Annotated in this window: 15 protein-coding genes; 2 read left to right on the top strand and 13 right to left on the bottom strand. The window is 48.8% G+C overall.

The window, feature by feature from the left end; all coding sequences use genetic code 11:
- Positions 1-8: 8 nt before the first annotated feature.
- The 4 genes from AC1DOV_RS13370 to AC1DOV_RS13355 all read right to left on the bottom strand — a co-directional run bounded on the left by AC1DOV_RS13370 (position 9) and on the right by AC1DOV_RS13355 (position 6,236).
- Positions 9-872, bottom strand: a complete 864-nt coding sequence (locus AC1DOV_RS13370) for a carbohydrate ABC transporter permease (protein ID WP_441880614.1) — start codon at positions 870-872, stop codon at positions 9-11.
- 14 nt (positions 873-886) lie between these two features.
- Positions 887-1,780, bottom strand: a complete 894-nt coding sequence (locus tag AC1DOV_RS13365) for a carbohydrate ABC transporter permease (RefSeq protein WP_477509117.1) — start codon at positions 1,778-1,780, stop codon at positions 887-889.
- An 83-nt stretch (positions 1,781-1,863) separates the two neighbouring features.
- The gene (locus AC1DOV_RS13360) at positions 1,864-4,758 is read right to left on the bottom strand and encodes an extracellular solute-binding protein (protein ID WP_477550188.1); all 2,895 of its coding nucleotides are present in this window, start codon (positions 4,756-4,758) and stop codon (positions 1,864-1,866) included.
- Positions 4,759-4,853: 95 nt separating this feature from the next.
- Complete coding sequence (locus AC1DOV_RS13355) at positions 4,854-6,236, bottom strand: ABC transporter substrate-binding protein (RefSeq protein ID WP_477508879.1); 1,383 nt, start codon at positions 6,234-6,236, stop codon at positions 4,854-4,856.
- A gap of 381 nt (positions 6,237-6,617) precedes the next feature.
- Here AC1DOV_RS13355 and AC1DOV_RS13350 point away from each other — a divergent pair, with 381 nt between their 5' ends.
- Positions 6,618-7,379 (top strand): response regulator transcription factor, encoded by a 762-nt coding sequence (locus AC1DOV_RS13350; RefSeq protein WP_477508880.1) that lies wholly within the window; start codon positions 6,618-6,620, stop codon positions 7,377-7,379.
- A gap of 160 nt (positions 7,380-7,539) precedes the next feature.
- On the opposite strand, the gene AC1DOV_RS13345 is transcribed toward AC1DOV_RS13350, so the two are convergent.
- The 6 genes from AC1DOV_RS13345 to AC1DOV_RS13320 form a co-directional block, all read right to left on the bottom strand.
- Entirely contained in the window at positions 7,540-8,415 is an 876-nt protein-coding gene (locus AC1DOV_RS13345) for an ABC transporter ATP-binding protein (protein ID WP_430060255.1), read from the bottom strand.
- A gap of 3 nt (positions 8,416-8,418) precedes the next feature.
- Positions 8,419-11,286, bottom strand: coding sequence for an ABC transporter permease (locus AC1DOV_RS13340; RefSeq protein WP_477550187.1), 2,868 nt, complete (start codon positions 11,284-11,286; stop codon positions 8,419-8,421).
- A gap of 55 nt (positions 11,287-11,341) precedes the next feature.
- Entirely contained in the window at positions 11,342-12,427 is a 1,086-nt protein-coding gene (locus tag AC1DOV_RS13335; RefSeq protein ID WP_477550186.1) for an efflux RND transporter periplasmic adaptor subunit, read from the bottom strand.
- On the bottom strand, positions 12,375-13,058 hold the full coding sequence (locus AC1DOV_RS13330) for an ABC transporter ATP-binding protein (protein ID WP_441880612.1): 684 nt from the start codon (positions 13,056-13,058) through the stop codon (positions 12,375-12,377). The genes AC1DOV_RS13335 and AC1DOV_RS13330 overlap by 53 nt, the downstream gene beginning before the upstream one ends.
- Before the next feature lie 538 nt (positions 13,059-13,596).
- Positions 13,597-15,588 carry a glycoside hydrolase family 43 protein gene (locus AC1DOV_RS13325; protein WP_477550185.1) on the bottom strand — a complete coding sequence of 664 codons (1,992 nt, stop codon included), beginning with the start codon at positions 15,586-15,588 and terminating at the stop codon, positions 13,597-13,599.
- 171 nt (positions 15,589-15,759) lie between these two features.
- Positions 15,760-17,331 (bottom strand): response regulator transcription factor, encoded by a 1,572-nt coding sequence (locus tag AC1DOV_RS13320; RefSeq protein WP_477550184.1) that lies wholly within the window; start codon positions 17,329-17,331, stop codon positions 15,760-15,762.
- Positions 17,332-17,453: 122 nt separating this feature from the next.
- Between AC1DOV_RS13320 and AC1DOV_RS13315 the strand changes: the two genes are divergently transcribed.
- Complete coding sequence (locus tag AC1DOV_RS13315) at positions 17,454-18,596, top strand: family 8 glycosyl hydrolase (protein WP_477550183.1); 1,143 nt, start codon at positions 17,454-17,456, stop codon at positions 18,594-18,596.
- 272 nt (positions 18,597-18,868) lie between these two features.
- Here the strand turns inward: AC1DOV_RS13315 and AC1DOV_RS13310 are convergent, their stop codons facing one another.
- From AC1DOV_RS13310 to AC1DOV_RS13300, 3 genes are all read right to left on the bottom strand, one after another.
- Complete coding sequence (locus tag AC1DOV_RS13310) at positions 18,869-20,497, bottom strand: response regulator transcription factor (RefSeq protein WP_477550182.1); 1,629 nt, start codon at positions 20,495-20,497, stop codon at positions 18,869-18,871.
- Positions 20,472-22,241 carry a sensor histidine kinase gene (locus AC1DOV_RS13305; RefSeq protein WP_441880477.1) on the bottom strand — a complete coding sequence of 590 codons (1,770 nt, stop codon included), beginning with the start codon at positions 22,239-22,241 and terminating at the stop codon, positions 20,472-20,474. Before AC1DOV_RS13305 ends, AC1DOV_RS13310 begins: the two co-directional genes overlap by 26 nt.
- An 85-nt stretch (positions 22,242-22,326) precedes the next feature.
- Positions 22,327-24,042 (bottom strand): extracellular solute-binding protein, encoded by a 1,716-nt coding sequence (locus AC1DOV_RS13300; protein WP_477550181.1) that lies wholly within the window; start codon positions 24,040-24,042, stop codon positions 22,327-22,329.
- Positions 24,043-24,088 lie beyond the last annotated feature (46 nt).

Below are 24,088 nucleotides of genomic sequence, written 5' to 3'. Positions count from 1 at the left end.
TCTCCCTTCTACTCTTTCATCCCGGAAGTCGCCATCGTCTGAATGACGCTGCTCTGGGAGATAACAAAGAGCGTGATCGGAACAACCATCAAGATGAGCGCGACGGCCGCTCCGACGCCCGCGCGCGCGATTCCACCTAGCGTAATCTGTCCCAGTGCGTAATGAAGCGTCTTCAGGTTCTCACTGTAGATGAAGCTGCCTCCGTCTGTTCCCCATAGCATAGGAAACTGCAAAATCATAAGCGTGAGCCACGCTGGCTTCACGTTCGGCATCACAATGCTCCAATAGATCCGGTACTCGCTCGCTCCATCAATCTTGGCGGCTTCCAGCAAAGCCGTCGGAAGCTGCTCCATGAATTGCTTCATTAAAAATAGGCCTAATGGAAAAGCGAGCGATGGAACGATAATTGATGCATGCGTATTGATCCAGCCGAGCCAAGACATGACCATATAGTTTGGAATCGCTGTGACATGACCCGAGAACATCAGCGACAGAACGACGATCGAGAAGAGCGTCTTCGAACCGAGGAACTGATATTTAGCCAGCGGATACGCCGCAGCGGAAGCCAGCAAAATATGTCCTACCGTCCCGATGAGAGTGATAAGCACTGTATTGGCAATGTAACGCGATAACGGTACCCATGAATTGCCCATCAAGGCAATCAGGTCATAGAAGTTATCCAATGTTGGATTATTGACAAAGAATCGCGGTGGGAATATAAATAATTCGTCCAGCGGCTTGAAGGCGTTGTTCACTGCATAAAGCAGAGGCAGCACCATAAAAGCTCCGAACACGGCGAGAAACGCGAACAAGATGAAGCTAACCGTAAACGAACGGTTCAGACGCTTCGTTGTCCGAAATACGGTCATCATTTTAACGACCAACGTTACTCACCTACCTTTCTGAGCAGTTTTTGCGTCAATTTGTTAGTCCCGATCATAATACCGAACAAAACGGTCGCAATCGCCGAGGCATAACCCATCTCGAATCGAATCGTGCCGTAATCCATCAGGTGGGTTACAATCGTGTGCGCCGCATAGTTGACGCTCGGGAAACCCGCGAGCGCGATCGTAATATCGGCCACCGCGAGAGATCCCGTAATTTGCAAAACGGCGCCGAACAGCAACTGCGGCCTCATCGAAGGCAGCGTAATGAACCATAGCTCCTGCCAGCGGTTTTTTATTCCGTCCACGACACCCGCTTCTATCAGCGTCCGATCAATCGTTTGCAGTCCTGCTATAAAGGCAAGGAAGCTTGTGCCTAAGCTGAGCCATAGCTGCACGATCATGACAATCATAAGAATGTATTTTTCATTAGTCAGCCATTGGATCGGCTCCAGAATAAATCCGAATTTAATCAGGAATCCGTTCAAATAACCATAGCGGTCGCCCGAAAATACAATCAGCCAGATAAAAAACACGTTTCCAGAAATCGCCGGCGCATAGAAGATCAAAGTCATAACCGCCCGTATCTTAGGCGACAGCTCGTTAATAACCCACGCAAAGAAAAAGCAGGCGATATAGCTGACCGGACCGGTAATGATTGCGAAGATGAATGTGTTCTTCAATGCAATCATGAAGATGTCGTCATTCAGAAATAATCTAGAGTAGTTCTGCCATCCGACAAACCGCGGAAATTCGAGCATGTTGAAGTAAAAAAAGCTAAGTATGAGTGAGAATACGACCGGAATGACCGTAAAGGTAAAGAAAATAAGCATGTATGGGCTCATCAGAAGGTAATAATGCTTATTTTTTTTCAGTTCCGTCCATACATGGGACATCTTCGATTTTTTCTTCGGATGGATAAGATTAGATACGGCTTGACTGGTTGTTTCGGCTTGCAATGAACTCCACCCCCAAACAATTACGGTAAATTAAATTCTTTCCGCTTAATCTCGATTTCATCGTTAATGTAGAGCACATAATCGTTAAGCGCTTCCCTAGAATTCTCGTTCGCGTTGACGACTCTGCGGAAGGCGTTGTCCAGATGTCGGCCGGTGAAATAACCGCCCGGCACTTGAGGTATGCCTTCAACCCACTCCCACTGACTGGACAGATTGTTGTAATCCTTGATTGGCCAAGGCAATTCTGCAAGTGCTTCTACGTTAGCAGTTGGATAACGTGCAGCTTCGCCCATTAAACCTTCCATCTCTCTACCGTAAGCAATTTGCGTATCCTTGCTGGTCCACCATTTCATAAATTCCCAGGACGCTTCCTTATTATCGGCATTCTCCATCATCATAACGCCAGTCGTATGACTGGCTACCGCATGATTAACGGTTCCGTTATCTTGCTCCGTACCAGGAACGAGCGTGAACTCCCACAGCCCTTTAATCTCAGGCGCGAGCACCGTCAGCATGTTATATGTTGTATAGTCCGCAATGCCGATTGGCATCTCGCCCGTACGGAATCGGTTCGGGAAGTCTGCCAATACCGGGAATTTGTAGTTCGTATAAAATTGCGTCCACTTCTTAAACATTTCCATAGATAAATCCGTATCAAGCGCACTCTTCTTATCGTCATCACGATAGAATTCGCCGCCATTCTGATAAAGCAGCATAGAGAAGGTCGCATTCGGTACGAGACTTGCGTTCGTAGCCTCGATTGGCAGCCAGAACTCCATGTTGTGCTTCTGGAGGACGGAAATCATGTTGTAAATATCCTGCCATGTCTTTGGCGGCGCAAGCCCTAGCTCCTCAAGAATATCCTTCCGATAGAACAGCATCGGGAACGACTGCTGCTCAGGCAGTGCATAAACGCCTTGATCGTACTTGTAAGGCGTAAGTCCACTGTCATGGAAACGCGAGGCTACATCATCGAAATCACTAAACTGGGTCAAGTCTGTCGCAGCATCCCGCATCGCATAGTTCACGGGAATGTCCTCACCGATTTGCATGGCAACGTCAGGTCCCTCGTCTGCCAGTGTTGCCGGAAGCAAGATGTTCCCCGGTACAAGCCTTAAATCTATCGCGATATTCGACTCCGGCGTGAAGGAATCGTCGATTAAGCTCTTAAGCACCTGTGCTTGATCCCGCCCCGTTGTAATCCACACCGTTATTTTACGGTCCTGCTCTCCTCCCGTATTGCCGATGCTGTCATAGTCCTCGGTGTAAGAAGCAAAGTACGCACCAAGCTCATGCTTCATCTCTTGAAAAAAAGTCGCTCCCGCTCTCGGAAGCTTCTTGTCTGGAGAGGACACAATGAGATAGTCCAGCTTAATCGGTTGCTCGCGAACCGTGAGAATCCACGTGCCTAATCCCCCGACATTCGTTTTAAATGCGGTTAAGCGATTGCCAACCGTTTCCGGATTTTTGATCATTTCCTTTAATTGACCAACCATGGTATGAAGAACGGCTACTTTGTCGCTCCGCTCTCCTGTCGATTTCTCTAAATAATCGGCTACGTTCTGTATGATTACGGCTTGCTCTTCGAATGTCTTAACCATGTCCGGTATCCGCTTCCCTAATTGGTAATCACGGAACGGATCGGGCGTATTTGACGTTATCATCAATATTTTCCGATACATCTCATTAAGCTGCAGCACGCTGGATTCAATCGTTCGAATGAGCGGGGCGATATCGCCGAGTGAAACTTCCATTCGAATGCGATGCGTTCCCTTGGACAAATGGAACAAATACGGCTCTTCTTCATCGCCCAGTACGTTCATCTCCCAATCCATGTTGAAATTAAAGCGTAAGCGCTTCATTTCCAGGAAAGGAGTCTCTCCGTCGATCGTGAGGCTTCGAGTGGCGTATATGCCGCGCAGTGTATCCTGCTTTTGCTTTAACGCGATCTGATATAAGCCGTCTTCTGGGGCCTCAAACTCCCACTCGATCCACTGTCCAGGAAGCTTCCAGTTCGTTCCGCCGATCGTATTGATTCGAAGCTTCGACACATTGTAAGGGATGACCGTCGGACTCGATCGGTCCGCCAGCGGATATAACGTAGGAGATGATTTGGCGACCGCGTCCTCCGCTTGTATTTCAAGGTATTGATCCGATACTGCCTTGATTCCTTTGGTCTCATACTCTTTCTTCATATCCTCATACGAATACAAAACTGATTCCTGATACAGCTCAATATAATCAATCGCCATCGGTTCCCTTAAGGCCGTCAAGGAAAACGATTGCTGCCCGCTCTCAAAGTAAAAGGAGTAAGGCTCGTCATAATATCCATTTCGATCCGTGAAAATTCCGATTTGCCATGCCGGTTTTTCTACCTGCCTTGGCCTGATTTCATTGCCGCGATCGTCACGCTCGATTTCGTCCTGTCGATTTCCCCAAACTCGATCGAATAATAATATATCCGCTCCCTTAAAAGGGACTTTTTCGTTAATGGCAAACTGCCTTTCGATCGCAGAGCTTTTTCCCTCGATCGGCAAATAATGAATCCTTATGTTGTACAGACCCGCTTGTTTTACCAGTACATCCCACACAATGGAGCCGTTATCCGGAGTGACAACCGCCTTGCCGGACAGTCCTTCTAAATCGTCCGCTATGTCGAACCCTTCTCCAGTCGTTCCCGAGAACTTCTCGCCCTCTATTCGGATGACTTCTTCCGGCCGCCCAGCATTTATGTGGCTAGTCAAATACGCATCATAACTGTCTTCTCCTGCTGATGCCGTAACAGCGTCGAAATCTCCCATGGCCATTACGCGTCTGCTATCCTTCGAATCTGAAGGGTAGAAAGCCCATATAGAAGTTGCCACTATAGTGAGAACGAGTATAATTGCGATGTAGTTCTTCTTTCTGAAGTTCAACTTTTCTCCCTCCTGCAGTAAGAAGTTAAATTCAACAACAGTCCCCATTAGAAATAGTTCTAAAATGGGGACTGTCTCTCACACGTTATTACATGTTAAGAACCATACACCGCATCAATCGCCGCTTGGAATACCGGTTTATACTTCTCGACAACTGTAGATACCGATACCCCGCTGTTGATCTCTCCGACAAAGTCCCAGAACTTCAAAGCATCGCCGTACGTACCATGGTCGAATACGATCATGCCAGATCCTACTTGCTTAGCGTTGTTAATGTCATCCTCGTTCGCAAAATTGCTTTCAAGGGACGCTTGACCCGGATAGTCATATTCGGAGTCGATATCGTTGATTTTTTCCCAAATGTAAAGCAGCTGCTCTGGATGCTCCACTGCCTTTGGAATTGTTAGTGCTTGGTATGCGCCTTCGCCGGAATGATATTCCGTTGCGCTTGGTCCTTTAGGGAACGGTACGAAGCCGATATCCGCATCCGGCATATCCGTTTTGAAGCCATTCAGTTCATAAATGGCACCGGCATACATGAGCGTATTTCCTTGACGGAAAAATTGCCCAGGCTCGGTCCAATCTCCACCCTCAGTCGGTCTGTACACTTGTTCGGTTGCGAGTTTCGACAAGAAATTCAATGTTTCCTGCGTTGCTGGATCATCCAGGTTTTGCTTGTCGCCTTTCGTCAGGTGAGCGCCGTTCGAATACATTGCATGCTCGACAACTTGAGAATTTGCAAGCCCCCAAGTATCCAGCTTGCCGTCGTTGTTTGTATCTTTATTGGCTTCTTTCGCTGCTTGAACGAATGTATCCCAATTCCAGTTGTCTTCTTTTACATAATCTTGAAGCGCCTTGATGCCAAGCTGATTCAAGAGCGTCCGATTGTAGAAAATGCCTTGAATCAGGTTGCCCTGGTCTTCTGTGAACGCATAGCCTTTGCCCTCATAAGTAAAGAATTCGCTTGTAGCCTTTTGATTGAACACTTTCGTGTTTTTCGTATACTCGTCGACCGGCCATAGCAAATCTTGCTTGACTAATGTCGGAATCGTATAGTTTCTTCCCAAACGGACGATATCGCCAAGCGGTTCTCCAGCAAGCAAGGATGCTGTTACTTTTTGTTGATATTCGCCGAAGTCGACCGCTACGTATTCCATTTTGAAGTTATGCTTCTTCATCAGTTCATCGAGGTTTTTCTTGCGTTGTATGTTATCCGGATTGTCTTCTTGAATCGCCATATCCCACCAGGAAACGACTTTGATCGTTCTTCCACCCATGTCGAAGTCCATCTCGGGCGAGCTGTATAACTCTTCTTCTCCGTCGCCCTCAGGAACGGTAGTCTCCGTGCCTGCATTGCCCGAGCCATTGTTCGAGCCGCCGTTTGTTCCGTTGTTCTTGCTGTTGCCCGAACCGCTGCTGCATGCAGAAAGAACGAGAACGAGCGCGCATAACAAAACCATTAATTTACGAATCTTCATTGCGAATCCCCCTTAACATATTGAACTACATCGAAAGTGTAGCGCTTTCATAAGGCAAGCAACAACCTGTTGAATATCAGGTTTATTACCTGTCATATTCTAGATTGGAAATCATTTACTTTCGCCAAAAGCCGGTTTTTTTTCAACAAGTAAAAACCTGTGGGCAATGCAAAGAAAAGCACGTTGTATCCACTGCCCCCAATTTACATAATTAAAGCGTAGACTTATCTCCCGTCAGGGAAACCCCTAAGTACAAGTATAAGAATGTAAAGCATCTGTTGATTTACTGTGCTTATATTTCACAGCGAAACGTTAGCTTTTACAGCCAAAGACGGCGGTAGACGTTTACGCTCAAGCAAATGCAATTGGGAGGTAACCATCGTGTATAAAGTGCTGCTTGTCGACTATGACTCCACATCGTCGATGGAGATGTTGCAACATATGCCAGAGTGGAATGGAATTGGATTTGAATTGGACGCTTATGCGAACAGCTCTGCGGACGCTATCGAATTTCTCGATCGAAACTATTTTTCGCTCATCCTGGTCGGCATGAACGGCTCTCACCATGACGCCTTGTTTCTTTGTGATTACATTCGCCGGAAGAGCCGCGTACCGCTCGTCTTGATAGGCGGAAGCAACGACTTCCAGCTTGCCAGAAAGGCTCTCTATTACCAAGTAAATGATTATTTGCCAGATCCTGTTTCTTCTGTCGAGTTGACTTCATGTCTTATGACCGTCAAAGGCGAGCTTGATTGTGTAAACGATAAAAATAAAGCGCTATCATGGACGCCTGTGGAAAATGATGCCCAGCTTCAGCCTAATATCATCGAGAGGGTCAAGGAATATGTCGATGAATCGCTGCATCAAAATATTACCTTGAAGCAAATTTCCAACAGTCTGCATTTCAATTGCTCGTATTTAGGTCAAAAATTCAAGTATCAGGAAAATATGACCTTCAATGAATATTTGCTGCAACAGCGCATGGAGAAAGCAAAGCTGCTGCTTGAGAATACGGACATGAAGGTGTACGAAATCGCGAATGAGATCGGATATTCGGAGATGGATTGGTTCTATAAGAAGTTCAAAGCGTATACCGGTGTAAGTGCTAACGAATATCGTAAGATGTTTTCCATTATCGCGTAACCGCTTACATTTTTGCGTAGCAGTATCGACTGACATTTCTAGCAAAAAAACCTCATCCTCGCCTAATAGCGGGAAATGAGGTTTTTGCTTTTCGCATAGGAGGTTTCCCAATCACGTCATAATCTTTAAGATTGCCGCTACGTTAACTTTCCGTGCGTTCCTAACGCGGATACAGGACAATGCGGCCATCCTCCATTTCTACCCGCACCTTGTTGATTTCTTTGAATCCTTCCGTGTCTAGGAAACCGGAAGGAATTTGCAGGCGACCCGCTTTATCCAGCACCGCATATTCCGTGTGGCTCTCCGCCTCCAACATAGCGCTTTCGGCATCCAACATGGCCAGCTCATCAGCGTACGAGACTTTGCGGATCATCTCTGCCGACGTTTTGCCATCCCGAATCTGGACGACCCGATCCACCTTGCGAGCCAGTTCCGGATCATGCGTTACAATTACGATCGTAATTCCGATCGATCGATTAAGCGCTCGGAACAAATCGAGTACTTGATTCGATGTGTTCGTATCAAGGGATCCTGTTGGCTCATCGGCGAGCAGCAGCTTCGGATCGTTGGCAAGCGCGATCGCGATCGCCACCCTCTGCTGCTCACCGCCAGACAGCTCATTCAGCCTGTTCTTCATCCGGTGGCCAAGTCCTACCGCCTCCAGCAGTTCCATAGCCCGTGCCCGCCGGCGCTTGCCGCGAAGCAGCATCGGAAGCTCCACATTAGCCAGCGCCGTTAAATAAGGAATAAGATTACGCGCATTGTTCTGCCATACAAAACCGACTGTATCCCGCTTATAGGCTACCAGTTCCTTTTCTCCGAACTTCAGCAGGTCTTTGCCGTCCACATAAAGCTTGCCGGCCGACGGCTTGTCAAGTCCCCCCAGCATGTTCAGGAGCGTCGACTTGCCGCTGCCTGAATTGCCGATAATCGCCATTAGCTCGCCGGCCTCGACCTGTAGATCCAGACCTTGCAGAGCGAACACCTCAAGATCCGCCATTTTGTAAATTTTGACGAGTCCTTCACTTCTAATCATCCTTTACTCCTCTCCAAGCTTGAGTGCTTGTGCAATCCGGATTCTCGACAAGCGGTAACCGAGAATAAGCAAACCCAGGGTCAGCGTAATGCCGACGATGCTGTACAGCTGCAAATAATCACTGAGCTGCTGAATCATTTCAAAAGGCGGTACTTGATCCTTCGTTGCGAAGGACATCTCGAAGAGCGGTACGAATAGCTCGCTTATCGAATTGCCGATGAAAACACCCAGAACAACTGCCGCTCCCGAAGTCAGCAATTGCTCGCTGACGAGCATGCCGATAATTTGTCCAAACCGAATACCCATTGCCCCGAGCACGCCGTATTGAAGTGTTCTGCCTGACAGCGTGAGCACCCAGAACAGCAAGAAGCCGAAAAAGCTGATGAGCATGGAGATAACGAATCCGAGTGTCATAACGCCATTGATTGCGAGTCTGAACGGATCGTTTTTCGATTCAATCAGCTCTTGCGTGGCATCCTGAAGCTGGATGATTCGCAGCTTCTTCTCTGCTAGTTGGTCGTAGACGAATTGGCTTGTAACGCCGTCCTTCAGTTTCAGCCATACTTCGTATGGCTCTACAGCAAGTCTCTTCTGAATTGTTCCGAGATGGCCCACGATCAAATTGGGTTGAACCGCTTTTTCATTATCCTTGCTGCCCGTAGGAAGCGGATTCCAGCTTGGCCAGTAGTCGATAATGCCATAGACGACGAATTGCGCCTGATCGAGCCCGTCCCAGGACAAGCTGATGGTGTCGCCTGGCTTTGCTTTTGCCTTCTTCGCGATTGAACGAGAGATCAATACCGCCTTCGTATTAGGCGCGAGGAGATTCAGGTAGCCGTTAATGGGATAGTCAAGCAGTCCATCCTTCATCCATGTCGTCTGGCCGAAGTTCATCGTGTCGATGCCAAAGAGCGTCGTCGATCCGCTTGCCCCGCTGGCAGGCGTGACGAAGCGCGCATTTTCTTTCTTAAATACTTTAGCGCTCGCCTCAATGCCTTCCAACTCTTCGAACGGCTGAAACGGTGGTTCGATGTAATTAACCCGGCTCGAGCTGGACGAGGTCGACTCGGACAGCGTTTGAGGAGCCGACGACATATAGGTTGAGGGACGCGCATCGCTTTCCCAGCGGGTCATAATCGACATATCCGCTCCGATGGCATACTGAATCTTGCTCTCCATGTTGTCGTTTATGGTTCGGGCCGCATTCGCGCTAAAGAGTCCTGTCGCAACGGTCATGATTAGAAACAGCTTGATCGTCTGATATTGACCGGACGATCGGCTAATCTGTATTAGCGTGTTGTACAGCGCTGGCGACCACCATCTGCGGCCTGCCCAATAGATTAGACGTATGAACCACGGATAAACCCGCAGCAGCAGCAAGCCGCCCCCGAGAGCAAAAAGCGAAGGCATCAGAAACAGCATCGGATCGAGCTGGAAAGCATCCGAATCAAGCCCTAACCGCTGCAAATCCTCCTGCCGTTTGTTGAAATTATAGAGCAAATACATAGCAACGCCGACGAGGATAAAATCAAGTCCGGTCTTATGCCAAAACGTCAGCTTGTTATGGCGGGCATTCTGCTGCTTATGACTGACGATACTGACTCTGGTTGCCATGAAAGCCGGTATGAGAGTCAAAACCAATGCGGCAGCTACCGCTGCACCCGACATCAAGTAAGCGCTGCTGGTCAAACTGACCTCAAGGGCCGAACGATCGACGAACTCTAGGAAACCGTTCGAGGCGCCTAATACTTTAGTGAACAGAATGCCGAGAAAAGGACCAACCGCAAGTGCGCTAACGCCAAGAAATAGGCTCTCGAACGTATAGGCCGTCATAATCTGCAGACGACTTGCCCCTCTGCTGCGCAGGACGGAAATCTCCGTCTTCTGCCGTTCAATAATGAGATTGGCCGCCATATAGAGATAGAAGGCGAGCATCAGCATGACCGGCGAATAAAGAGACAGCATCATGACATCAAGCTTCTCTTGTTTGCCTTGATAAGCATCCACTGTCGAAATGGCAGGAATGTTGACCTCGTCGACGCCGATGCGACCACGGAAATATCGCCTGATGTCCTTGTCGGCCTGTACGAATGCATCAATCGAATCGATCGTTAAATTCTCGTAATCAAGCGCCACGCGCCAATCGAGGCTCGCGAGCTTCGTCTTGCCTCCTATTATAAAATCGCTCTCGAATTGATCGAATGGAATAATAAAACCATCGCTGTCCTCTGAAGCGAGATAAGGCAAATAAGGATCAGCAGTCGGATCCGTCTCCATGATCCCTACCGCGATAAAGCGGAACTTCATTTTGTCCGGCGCTTCCGCGATCAATTCATCCCCGAGATCACGCTTCGTCGCAATAAGGAACTTCTGCGTAACGAGAGCCTCGTAAATGCCGTCCGTGCGTACGGCTGGCATCACGCCGTCGATCAGGCGAACGCGCTTCTCAAGACCGGATAGCGACTTGATGCTGCCCGCCGCCTTTTGCGACTGCTTCTCCTGATCCGTAGCATCAGCTCCGTACACCTTCATTCGCTGCGTGAAGCGTTGTTGATAAGCGGATAAAGCTTCGAGTCCCGCTCTTCCCGGTATCGTTTGCACGAATCGGTCAGCCCGCCTGATGGCCTCTACTGTCTTCTCGTCCACGATCGACGAGGATACTGTCGTTCCGATGCGGATATATCCCGGATACACGCCTTCTTGAAGCTGCACCGATTGAAGCTCCTTCTGCAGCGTCTGCTGCAATATGGCTTCGGAGTAAAGCGGCATGGAGCTGAACAAAGCCACGCACACAGTAAGGCCGATCCAAAGGTTCAACTGCAGCCACTTGTTGTTTGCCATCTTTCGAAGGATCATCGTCCATAAGGCCATACGTACACCCCATCCCAGCGCCGGATACATTGCTGTATCCGGTCTTCATTGTTAGTTAGTTGTTCAAGATGACCTTCTGGCCTTCCTCGAGTCCCTTAATGATTTCGGCCTCCGTCGGCGTTATCAGCCCCACCTCTACGTCGACCTCCTTGCGTCGCTCGCCTTCCGCCACCTGTACGTAATAGCGCCCCATGTAAGAACGAATGGCCGAGCGAGGCAGGATGATGACGTTCTCGCGCTTCTGAAGCTCGATCGTCAGCTCGGCGCTATCTCCGATTTGGATGCCTGCCGGGGCCTTATCCATGCTCATGTAGAGCGTTACAGCATTGCGCTCTGCTTTGGATCCGTCCGTTCCGATAGGCACAGTGGAAGGCGATTGCAGCACTTTGCCTGTATACGCCTTTCCCTTATATTTCAAATTGACCGGCATTCCTGCTTCGACCGGCTGTACCTCCTTCATGTCTGCGGCAACATACGTAAGCTGAATGCGGGACGTATCCGCGATCGATACGATAGCCTGGTAGGCGTTCACAAAGTCGCCCGCATTCAACGTCTCCACGAACGTCACCGTTCCCGATAGGGTCGCATAAAGACGTGATTTTGCAAGACGCTTCTCCATCGACTGAAGCGATATTTTCTCGCGTTCGAGATCGATTTCGCGCAAACGCAAGTCAGTGGTCGACGCGCCGTCAAGATATGCTTGCTTGAACAGCAGCTCTGCTCGTTCCACGTTAAGCTGTTGAAGGCTAACCTGAAGCTCAAGATCACCGGTTTCCTGCTCCACGAGCAGATCGCCAGCGTGAACTTCCTGCCCGGCGCTTACCTTGATTGCTTTGAGCCGGCCTCCCGATTCCTTGAATGACAAGTTCTCCGCGCTCGAGGAAACGAAATGAGCCGTTCCTTTCAGATATGTCTGAATCGATCCGCGGCTTGCTTCTACGATATCCAATTGCTCCTGCGCCGGCTGAACAAGCGGCGGCTGCAAAGCAGACTGCTCTGCAGGGAGAAGGCCGCAGCCGGACAGCGCTAGCATCAATGCCAACGCCACTGCCGATCGGCGCACGCCTGAAAGCAGCAGTCCGCCTCCCTTATTCGATGTTCGTTTGCGATACAATTCTTCCATCCTCCAATGAAATGACATGATCGACAAGCTCCATAATGCCCGGGTCATGCGTGGTCAGAACGACCGTCATACCAGAACGATTAACGAGCTCCCGGAATACTCTCATCACTTGAAAGCCCATTCGGCTATCGAGCTCCGCCGTCGGCTCGTCCGCGATGAGCAGCACAGGCTCGTGGGCAATTGCCCTTGCGATCGCCACGCGCTGCTGCTCTCCTCCTGAGAGCTCGGCCGGTCGGTGCTTCATTCTTTCCTTCATCCCAACCTGCTCCAATGCCCGTTCCGCCGCCTCCCGATTGCCCTTAAACGGCGTGCCCGCAACGCGCAGGCCGAATTCCACATTCTCGTATGCATTCATGAGCGGAATAAGTCCAAATGACTGGAAGACGAGGCCGATTTCTTTGCGCCTCAGAGCACTTCTCTCTTTTCCGGGCATACGCGTAATTTCTCTGTCTCGGAAAAACACTTGCCCTTCCGTTGGCTCGTCAAGCGCGCTGAGCATATTCAGCAAAGTCGTCTTGCCTGAACCGGACCTGCCCTTAAGCGCAACCATTGATCCGGCTGGTATAGCCAAATGAACATCCGATAACGCGGTGACGGCGCCACTGCCTCTACCGAATACACGCTTAAGGCCGACCGCCTTCAGAATCATCCCGCCGATTGCTTCTCCCGGCAATTCTAACTTCGCCAATACCGCTAACCTCCTCATTTTTCCCCGTTATTACTATTTATTTTAACGCTTTCATTTCTGTAGAAGTACCTGTTCATTTCTTGTTCGTTTACCCTATAAACGATAGCTTTGGTCTCGATTAACAACTAAAAAACAACAAATTGAACCCTAAATCGCAAGCTAAGGCCTCTTTTCAATTGAACTATATAAGTTGAACTAAAGTTTCTCGTTTTGGTCGCTGCACGAGAAGATCATTCTTACGATCGCGGTTGTAACCAAATTTTTTGATTGACTAAGACATTTAAAGGTAAAAATCCGGCTACAAAGGCGAACACTGCGTTTCTCCAGAACGATCTTCTCGCTTCGCTTAAACTGTATTTCTTTAGTTCAACCAATATAGGAACTCCACTAACAACAAAACCTCTGCTTTACATCAAAGAAAAGACTCGCAGCGAAGAGGCTGCAAGTCTTTTTCTGTTCAAGTAAGATGAATCGATTTCATTAAGGGTAACCTTTTCAATTATTTAGAAAACTGCCATGCACGAAAGGTGAACAAATCCGTATCGGCCTTGCCTTTGAACACAAAATACAGATCGTGAATGCCTACGGAGCCTTCAACCACCGTATTTACTTCTGTCCAGCCTGTCGATCCGTCATCAGCCTGTGGAACAGCAAGCGAACCTATCAAATCGCCATCCGGACTGTCCAAACGAAGCTCTATGACGGCAGCCTCGCTTCCGCCTGCTATGAACGCCGAAAACGTAGAGGCGCCGGCGCCGAAGTCCACGCCTGACACAGCTGTCCAATCGCCGTTGTGAATAGCTCCGATTGCAACCTCTTCTACCGTCGTTCCGTTAACGTCCATCTTATGCGGCAACGCATCAATGCCTGCGCTCCAAGCAAGCGTTCCCGCCTCCACTCGCACGAACGGGTTAAGCTTATCGAGCTGCGGTACACCTTTCAAATCCGCTTCAATTTCTAGAATCGAGCCGTCCGCGCCGAAGCTCACTTTGTTCAAATGCGTCGATCGATAGCCTTTCGGTACACCCATCGCCTTTGATAATGTCTGCGCGTGATACGCAATGTACCATTCGTCCTGGAATTGGAACATCGCATGGTGATTATTGCCGCCCACGCCGAAGAAGTGGCCGGGATTTTTCAGAATGGTGCCTTGGTATGTCCACGGCCCCATAGGATGATCGCTTATCATGTAAGCGATTTCCCCTGCAGGCGGGCTTCCTTCTGAACGAGTGCCGCCGTAAAAATTCGAGCAGTATGTGTAATAATAAGTACCGCCTGCTTTATTGATGCCGGCATCCTCGAACATGAATGGCGCAGGAATGACAGCGGCTTCGCCGACGACGCTGATCATGTCGTCCCCTAGCTGCATAACGCGAGCCGTATCCGGCTTCTCCTCTTTGCCCTCTGGGATACCCCCGCCAAAGTAGATGTACGCCTTGCCGTCATCATCGACCAGCACCGCCGGATCGAACAGCCATGTCACGCCTTCTGCGGCCGGCGCCGATCTCGCAATTAACGGCTTGCCGATCGGATCGATCCAAGGTCCCGTCGGGCTGTCGCTCGTGAGCACGCCAATGCCACTGGCGTTATTCGCAAAGTAAAGGAAGAACTTATCCTTGCCGTCAATCACCTTATGCGCCGCTGCCGGCGCCCAGGATTGCGTCGCCCACTTCGCCTCCCCTTCGGGACCAGCGGCAACTACGAAACCATGATCCGTCCAGTTCATTAAGTCCGAGGAGGAAACGATCGACAGCCGCTTGATTGATCCGTAAGAGTTATCCTTCACCTCTCCAGCGGAGTCGTATTCTAGTACGTCGTAGGTATTGTAAATATAAACACGGCCATTATATACGAGAGCATAAGGATCTGCGCCGAATTTATGGGATACGATCGGATTGCCGTTCTGCGGAAGCTTCCCAACCGCGCTGGCAGGCGGCTCATAGCTCAGCTTCGAGGTTGCCTGGTTAACGTCATATGCCGTGTTATTATGATTGGACTCCAAGATTTCCAGACTGCTTACCTTCAATTCATCTTTCATTTTCACAATCAACTCCCGCTTTTGTTTTAATGTAATCGTAGCCAGCGCTTTGCTGCCGTCAAGATTCGTGAATGAAACCTTGGAACCGTCGTCATTGCTGATCCAAAGCTCCAGCCCTTCATCGGAAGGCTTTAAGGCGACATTTGCCGCCAAAACATTATTGAGGTTCAGAACGATCGAACCGACTTCGAATGCAACCGGAATGTGAAGCAAGGCGCGAATTTGTACAACCTCAGCCCCGATCGGGAAATCATCCATGAGTAAATCCACTTCATATGTGCTATCCCTCTTCTTGCTAAGCTCTACCGTCTCTTCCTTCAGATAAGCCGACAGCTTCACATCAGGCCGCTGCTCCGATTCATTCCGGTTAGCCTGCAATTGGCTGAGAAGGAATATCGCTGTGGCGGTCACTGCAAAGGCGGCAATGATTCCAAAGCGCTTCTTGCTTGTCAAAAAGCTTTCACCTCTTTCCCTATTATTGAACATAGTAAGGTTAACCTCGGCAAGGAACAACCCGCCAAATTCTCAGTCATTACCCGTCTATTTCTAGTTGTTATGCAGATGAATCCGATCACGAAGCGAAATAGCAATTCGAGCAGCACCGCCAACTAACAGCCTTCGGTCTTATTGCAGGTTCCATTTATTTCGATATTCGGAAGGTGACATTTGCTCCAGCTTCTCGAATTGAGTGATGAAATAATCGGAATTGTTAAATCCGACACGCTCTGCCACCTCGTATATGCGAAAGTCCTTAATCCTCAACAATTTTTTCGCCTCTGTGATTCTAAGCTGCTGCAGGTATTCATTAAAGTACACACCGTATTTTTTTTTGAAGAGCTGTCCTAAATAAGCCGGATTCAAATAAAATTGACCAGCAATGATTTTCAAACTAATATTTTTGCTGTAATTTTGGTCGATGTACGTTTTGATTTTGTGAATTCTCCCCTTCCCGTAGGTTCTGTATAGCATGTTGATCAAATCGCTTGCTTCGAAAACGAAAGCGTTAAGCAGCCGTATGATCTCGTCTAACGTGACATTGTAATCATACCAATTAATAATTGGTTCAAAGGACGTCAGCTCGGTTTCATCGCCTTCCATGCTTCTAATCGATATACAAATCAATAACACGCAGTGTACGATGCTTGTTTGAATCGCCTCGGGCGAGAAACGTTTCTCGCGAAATTCAGAAAATATCCGATTAACGACCAGTCTGATTTCATATGAATCATTCTCCTCGACTGCCTCTACCAACTTCCGACATAGGTCGCCGTCTAATTGTCCGTAAACTAATGTTGTTTCTTTCACTTCGCTATATGCAATGAAACACTCGGCGCTTCTGTAATACTTGCTAGTTACTGCTTTTTTGGCGCTTGTATACGATTCCTTGATCTTATCCAATTGCTTGACCGTTGTTCCCGCGTAGGCGCGATACGGAAGCCCACAGCGATCTTCGAGCCGCATTAATAAAAGCTCCATAAACGTCTTTATGCTTCCTCCAACGCCAGCAAGATACATTGAGGGAACGATCAACCCATAGGTTCTTCCGTGCTCGGATATAAACGGCTCTGACGCTCTTGGGACGATTTGCTGTATCGCATCCCGAATGTCTGCCCGAATTTTCTCCTTTAACGGAAACTTCCTTCCGCTCCAAGGATGAACGTTATTCAGCTCAATTAGCGTGTATGTAAACGCCTCTGATCCGATCGCCATTTCCAGCACTATGCTTTCCTCTTTCGCCTTCCCCGTCGATTCTCCCCTGATCAAAGTTTCGATCTGCTTCTGGTTCTTCAGCATGCGTTTACGCACTTGAAGCTGTTTTTTCCTCTCCAGCTTGTCGTGCAGCTTCACAAGTGCATAAACAAAGTCATCTTCGTCGATAGGCTTAAGCACATAATCCAATACGCCCAAACGAACGGCCTGCTGCGCATAACAGAAATCGGTATGCCTGCTTATAATAACGAACTCGGTATCGAGCTTCTCCTCCTCCGCAGCTTGGATTAAGGCAAGACCGTCGAGTACGGGCATTCGGATATCAGTGATGACAAGATCGGGTTTTTTGTCTCTAATCATGGCAAGCGCGTCCTTGCCATCAGCCGCTTCACCGATCACTTGATAACCGTTGCCCTCCCAATCTATCATTCCTATAAAGTCTTTGCGGAAAAATAGTTCGTCGTCGACAATAATAACGCTATGCATGAGGCAGCCCTCTCTCTTCGAAAATTGAAAAGTGCTATATTTTTTAAAGTAAACGCTATAATTCCTTAAGCATCGACCATGTTATGATATGTTCAAAAAAATGTACTGTGGAGGTTGCGACAATGTCAGACTCAAACCAAGGTGCTTTCCATACAGGCAGCTACAGAAATCTATTCAAGGAACTTGGGTATTCCTTTCAGGAAATCGAAAGCAAGCTCGAGCAGGCTTGGAACGAGCTGTTCTATGGCAACCCTGAAATGCGCATCTATTACCCTTTGGGCGACGACAAAGGGTATCTTCTAGATACCGGCAATCTGGATGTACGCTCAGAAGGCATGTCTTACGGCATGATGATGGCGGTGCAAATGAACAAAAAAGATGAATTCGACAGACTATGGAACTATGCGAAGACGTTCATGCAGCATAAGGACGGGCGTTACAAGCATTACTTCGCGTGGCATTGCAAGCCAGACGGCTCTCGTATTTCACAAGGTCCAGCACCCGACGGGGAAGAGTTTTTCGCCATGGCCTTAATTTTCGCCTCGAACCGCTGGGGTAACGGGCCAGTGCCGTTTGATTATTCCGAGCAAGCTAAAACAATTCTGCGCGCATGCATCCATCAGGGAGAGAACGGCGAAGGCGACCCGATGTGGGATCCAGCAACTAAGCTGATTAAATTCATACCTGAATCGCCGTTTAGCGATCCCTCCTATCATCTCCCGCACTTCTATGAATTGTTCGCGATTCATGCCGATGAACAGGACAGGCCGTTCTGGAGAGATGCCGCAGAAGCGAGTCGCGCTTACCTGCATGCCGCCTGCCATCCGGAAACGGGACTCTCCCCCGAATACGCGAACTATGACGGAACGCCTGCGGTACCTCAGCGGCACGGCGACTTTCGGCATTTCTTCAGTGACGCTTACCGCGTAGCGGCGAATATCGGACTTGACTATGAATGGTTCCGCAAGGACCCATGGCAAATCGATCAGAGTAATCGCATCCAGGCGTTCTTCCGCAACATCGATGTTTCCGACTATCGTCGCTATACAATCGAAGGCAAACCATTTGAGGAACCGGCGCTCCATCCGATCGGCCTTCTCGCCACGAATGCAATGGCTTCTCTCGCTGCGGACGGACCCGATTCCGCCTATTTTGTCCGCTTGTTCTGGGACACGCCCCTCCGTACCGGCGAGCGGCGCTATTACGATAATTGCCTGTATTTCTTCAGTCTGCTGGCATTAAGCGGCAACTACCGTATTTATTAAACAATTTCACAAGGTGAAACGGCTGTCGCCGTCATTTGGCGGCGTGGCTCGATTCATTCCGAGTTATATAAGACTTCGATTGCGATCCGCGGCATTGCTCGGCCTCTCGTTACATCAATTTATCGTCTTCAAGATACATCCACAACCTGACGAATCATATTTTTTTACCCTTCAAATTGTAGTACTGCAACAACCGGCTGCGCGCAGAAACAATAAACAAGGCGAAAGGATAAGAGAAACCTTATCCTTTCGCCTTGTTCATTGGAATTCATCTATACGTTGAGTGAATCGCGATACTCTTGGGGCGTCATACCCGTCACCTTCTTGAAGAAACGCGTGAACGAATGAGCGGCTTCATACCCGACTGATACGGCAACCTCTCTTACCTTCAAATCGTTGTCATGCAGCAGTTCCTTCGCTTTTCTTGCTCTGCAGGTGTCGATATATTCAGATAGATTAATGCCTCGTTCCTGCTTGAAGAAACGCGACAGATAGGATGGATTGAAGTAGTGGATTTCCGCAAGCCTTACCAAAGAAAGGTCCTCCCTCAGATGGTCGTCGATGTACTGGCAGATTCGGTCAATAACTTGCGAGGTTCTGTCCCGCTCATCGCTCTGCTTATATCGGAAAATCGCTTCCGCGGTTTGCTTCAAATACTCGAACCCCTCCTTCATCGAGGCATGGCAGTCCAGTCGCATCAGCTTCCCGTGATCATCAAGGCGGCTTTGCAGCCCCAGCTTGTTCAAGCACGAGTAGAGTATCAGAGCAACCGAATAATAAGCTTCGATGGATCGCTGTGCTTGCTCGTTGTGAAGCAGCGCCACTCTCGACAATTGCTCCCAATCAGAATAAAACTCTTCCGCGCGGCCAGCCTCCAAATGTGCAGCCATAATCTCTACTTTACGGCTCGGTACGAATGCTTCTTTCCCCGAAAATCCGTCCATATTCTCGTCATGGTCCCTTAGAATCATGCCAATGCCAGTTCCGATCCTAAGCTGCTGCAGTCGGCGCAGTCTCTCATATTGCTGGGTGACGGCCGTCCAATCGCAGCTTGCTCCGCTTATTGTCAACGTGATTTCCAGTTTAAGAGAGGAGAGGCAGGCTTCTTGGATAAGCTCGAGTACCCCCTCGATATAACATGCGAAGTCGCCGGCTGGTTTCCCACCGCTTTCACTTCCAGTCTGTATGAACCACATAAGGTCACCATGCCGATCGACAATTCCGATGCTCTTCACATGGTCCTTCAGCAAGGAATCCCATATCGTCCTGGCCGAAGCAAGCAGCTTGCTCCTCTCCGTATACGTCATACCGGACGGGTACGACAACCTAGCAAGCACGAGCATGACAGTTTTCGTTGGGTCCAGTCCGATATTCAAATGGCCGAATTCCTCCATGAGCTCCTTCTGCTCCGAACAGAGCGAATCGCTCTCATGCAGCAGTTGCCTCATATAATCGCCTTGCGCCATGAACTCGTATGCATACTTCTGCTCACGTGATTGCTCAAGCAACATGTTCTCGACCGTGCTTCGCTGAATATCGAGCAAGGCCCCCCGGACGGCTTCCGTCACTTTCGCATACCCTTCTGTCTTCAGCAAATAACGGACATCCGGCATTTGAAATGCCCGGTAAGCAAAATCGAATTCGCTATGTCCCGTAAGAAAAATGACCTTGCATCTCGGCCAATACGTCAATATTTCTTCCGACAACTCCAGTCCGTTCTTGCCCGGCATGGCGATATCAGTCATTACAATATCGATGCGCGTTCGCGACATCCATTCCAAAGCTTCCTTAGCCGAATACGCCTTGCAAACGTCCAATTGATCCGGAATGAGCTTGCTCAACACCTCATAAAGTCCGTCGGTTATAATTTCCTCGTCATCGACGATTAGCAGCCGGTGCATCCCCATCCGCCTCCTTTGAATTTATGCGTATTTCGACTCGCAAGCCACCTAACTCACTTCTTGATAGAAACAAGCCGCTGCCTTCGCCATAGGTCAGTATAATCCGACGGTGGATATTAATGATCCCTGTCATTTCATGCGCTTCCCCGTTATTTGCCATTTGACCGTTCAAAGCGTCGACTAGAGCGTCGTCGATCCGGCTTCCGTTGTCTTCGACGACAATCATGGACTCCTGCTCATTCCGTACAAAGAAGATGCGCAGAAAGCCCTCCTCCGACATTTTCTCAAGACTATGTTCATACGCGTTCTCGATAATCGGCTGAACGATAAGCCTTGGTACACGTATGCGCTCCATTTCCTTCGGCAGCTCGTCGAACTGTACGCTTATGCGTCTAGAAAACCTAAGCTTCTGGATCTCGGTATACATCCTTGCATGCTTGATTTCCTCCGAAAGGTAAACATTATCCTCCCCGTTGCGCGTAATGAATCTGAAATATTCGCCCAGCATATTTGTAAAAAGCTCGATACGATCCGTATCGCCCGTTTTGGCAAGCGAATTAAGGATAAAGAAGCTATTGTACAGGAAATGCGGGTTAATCTGTGACTGCAGCTGCTTCAGCTCAGCCTTCTGCATCATCAGCTTCTGCTTAAAATCCTGATCGATCAGCGTCTGCAATTTGTTCAGCATGTGATTAAAACGATCATATAAATAACCGAACTCGTCCTTCTTCTCGTGATCGATCTGAATATCCAGCGTGCCGCCTTCCATTCTGCGGAAGCTCTGAACAAGCAGCAGCAGCGGCCGATGAACGAGCCTGTATGTCGAGAGGGAATAAACAACTATAGCGAGAATCGACGTGCCCGTGAACAGCCAAGCCCATAGATTAAACTTATTAAGCGGCCTTTTGACCGTCTCCTCCGGCAAATACGTGACGACCGAAAGCCCTAATTCCGGTGAATTGGCTTTGTCGACATGATACGTTTGTCCATTTACTTTCAATAGCAGGGAACTTTCTTTCGAAAGACGAGTTGTTTGCAAATATTTGTCCAAAATAACGCTAGAATTGTCGTTGCCAAGCAGCGTAAAATCCACCTCATCGGCGATCAAAAAAGAACCGCTCTCAGCATAAACGCTCAGTTGATTTAACGATTCCTTCAGCTTCGCCGTATCGAGCTCGATCTGCACGATATAAAGCGGCTCTTCCCCCTTCCTTCCCCCGAACTTGGAGGCGCTTAGGTGAAGTGAATCTCCCTGCCTGATGAGACGCTTCGCCCCGTTTCGTTCCGACACGGCACGGATTTGATCATACCTTCCTTGCTCGAGATCGTGAACGGCATTGCCGAATGAGAGCGTTTTGCCGATGGAGGGGATATGAACATATATATCCTTCATATAAGCGCTGCTGTTCTTAATGGAGGTCAGCCGATGAACCAAGTAGTCCATGCTCTCCTTCTTCTCGACGCTGTCCATCATATCCCACGTTACCGCGACTTTCGTAAGCTCTCCTTCCTGCAGCATATCGAATTGCTGAACCTCCAGCCATTCCACCTCGCGGTTCATGTCCTCAAGATACGATGACAGCTGCGCCAAGGTGTTTCTGGAAATGTCCTGGCTCGCGTTGGTGTAGCTCCAGTTATATAAATAAACGCCAAGTAAGATAATAGGCAAAATAACGACGAGATGCATGATAACAAGCCTTAAAAACAAAGCATGGCGCATGGAATTGACGGGTATCTTAAGCAATCTTACACAACTCCTCGCAAGCAGCTTTATCTATGGAGGGAACAAGTAATACTAAAGGAACGCCATGAGAGAACCTACTTCTTATCTAGGATGTACCGTCTTTCTTGGTATACCACTCGTTTACCTCAGCCGTCATCTGCGATCCGCCTAATCGATGCCATTCTTCGACGAAGCGGTCAAATTCCTCGATAGGCCGTCCGAGAATAATGTTCATATATGTTTTATGCTTCAAATCGTCCAATATGGATTGCTTCTCGATAATCGCTTGCGTCGGAACGCCGACGAACTTCTCGTAGAGCAGCTGATTGTTTTTTTCATAATCCCTGAAGATGGAGAACGCCCCCTTGGGCCCGTAAGTACGTTCCCACCCCCAGCCGGTTACGTTGTTTTTAGTCAAATACGCATCGATATTTTTTTTGATCGCTTTAGCCTCATCATGCAGCACCGCTTCGTCTCCCGTTGTCCGGAATTCATCCAGCTGCAGAAAAGCCTCGTAATTTTTGAGCAATGGGGCGGGAGTAAAGGGCGAGAGCTGCCATGCTGGATACGGAGTGCTGTAGTAGGTTTCGTATTCCGCTGTAACGCCCCAATTTTTCTCTAGATGCAAATTGATCATTTTCACGATCGCTTCGGGGTGCTCTACCCCTTTTTTGACGGCTAGAAACTGCGTAGTCGCAAAGCGAAGCGGTACTTTGGGCTTCTGGCCGCTATCCGACACAATAGGGAATGGCTGCCAGTCCGCATCGGCATCCTTCTCGTAGCTTGCTTGAACCAAGAATGAACCCCATTGCTCTCCGAACATCATGCCGATTTTCCCTTCCGAGATCATCGCCTTCTCTTTACGGCCGTCCTTTAACGCAAATTCCGGATCAATTTGTCCATCGCGGTACATCTGCTGAAGAACGGCTAGCGCCTTTTTCACTTCCGGCTGAACGGCTCCATTCATAAGCTTGCCCGTATCATCCTCCAGCCAAATGTTTGGGTAAGCGCCGTAACCGGCCATAAAATCCAAAGCCCCCATAACGGGATCCCACAAATATTGCGTTAGCGCCAGCCCGTACGTGTCGTTTTTGCCGTTTCCGTCGGGATCTTTTTCTGTAAACGCTTTCGAAATTGCGAGCAAATCATTCATCGTCTCTGGCGGCTTTAAAGCGAGCCGCTTCAGCCAATCGGTCCGTATCCATAAATATTGGGCACCTTCGATCGATGCCGACGTTTCTGGTATCGCCATCAGCTTCCCGTCAATCGTTGCCGCCTCAAACGGCCCCGTCCCTTCCTGGTTCAGCACATCCTTGGTGAACGGCGCTGCATACTGCTCGTACACGCTGGTTAAATCCTGCATGAGTCCTTCGTTTGCCAATTGCCGCAACTGCTGCGCATTCACTCTGACGATATCGGGTATGTTGCCCGATGCTAATGCAGATCCTAATTTTTGTTGATAGAGATCCCTTTTGGCAATCCATTCGTACTTAACACGAATGCCAAGCACATCCTCGTAGAGCTGGCTCCACCGATTGTTATCGAGTGTCTCCCCCGGAAAATTGGCTATCAAATCCGTAAAGTCTTCGTCTATTTCCCGTACGAGCGAAATTTCGATCGGTGGATTATATTTGGTTAAGCCTAAATCCGTATACATCGATTGTTCCGTAACTTCGGTATCAGGCTTCTCTGCTGATTCCTTATTTTCTTCGCACGCCGTAAGCGTCTGCATAAACATGAATACGGCGAGCATAAGCGCAGCCTTATTCCATATTCGCTTCCGCAAGATGACAACCCCATTTCTCGACAACGAATTAATCATGCATGTTTATTATTCTCCATGATTGATCACCAAAAAATCAAGAGCC

Source organism: Paenibacillus sp. 01T47, from assembly GCF_056398245.1.
The sequence above is the reverse complement of the archived record's forward strand: the minus strand, read 5'-3'. Positions and strand labels throughout refer to the sequence as shown.